General features: G+C 67.5%; 1 protein-coding gene and 1 pseudogene. Both read left to right on the plus strand.

The window, feature by feature from the left end; genetic code table 11:
* Positions 1 to 74 precede the first annotated feature (74 nt).
* Positions 75 to 449, plus strand: a pseudogene (locus AC08ON_RS08365) (RNA-guided endonuclease InsQ/TnpB family protein); the annotation flags it as partial.
* The coding region (locus tag AC08ON_RS08370; protein ID WP_476607614.1) for a zinc ribbon domain-containing protein at positions 423 to 514 on the plus strand (92 nt) is incomplete at its 3' end. The pseudogene AC08ON_RS08365 and the gene AC08ON_RS08370, both read left to right, overlap by 27 nt.

A 514-nucleotide genomic window follows, 5' to 3' on the forward strand; every position in this document is an offset into this window, starting at 1 on the left:
ACAGTTCCGGCCGGTACTGCGCGTCCTTCGTTGTGGAGACCGGCCCGGAACCGGCCCTCGCCCAGACGGAGCGTGTGATCGGCATCGATCTGGGGTTGACGCACTTCGCGGTCCTCTCCGACGGTACGAAGATCGCTTCTCCTCGGTTTCTGCGCCGGGCCGAGAAACGCCTGAAGAAGACGTAACGGGACCTGTCCTGCAAGAAGAAGGGCTCGAACAACCGGGCCAAGGCCCGGCTGGAAGTCGCCCGTGCGCATGCGTGGGTGGCCGACGCGCGGCGCGAGTTCCACCAGCAGCTCTCCACAAGGCTGATCCGCGAGAACCAAGCGGTCGCGGTGGAGGACCTGGCGGTCAAGGGACTCGCCCGTACCCGGCTGGCCAAGTCAGTGCACGACGCCGGCTGGTCCGCGTTCGTCGCCATGCTGGAGTACAAGGCCGCCCGGTACGGCCGGACGCTGGTCCGGATCGGACGGTTCGAGCCGACGTCGCGGGTCTGTTCGGCCTGCGGGGTGAA

The sequence above is a fragment of the Frankia sp. CoWAU3 genome (assembly GCF_977971855.1).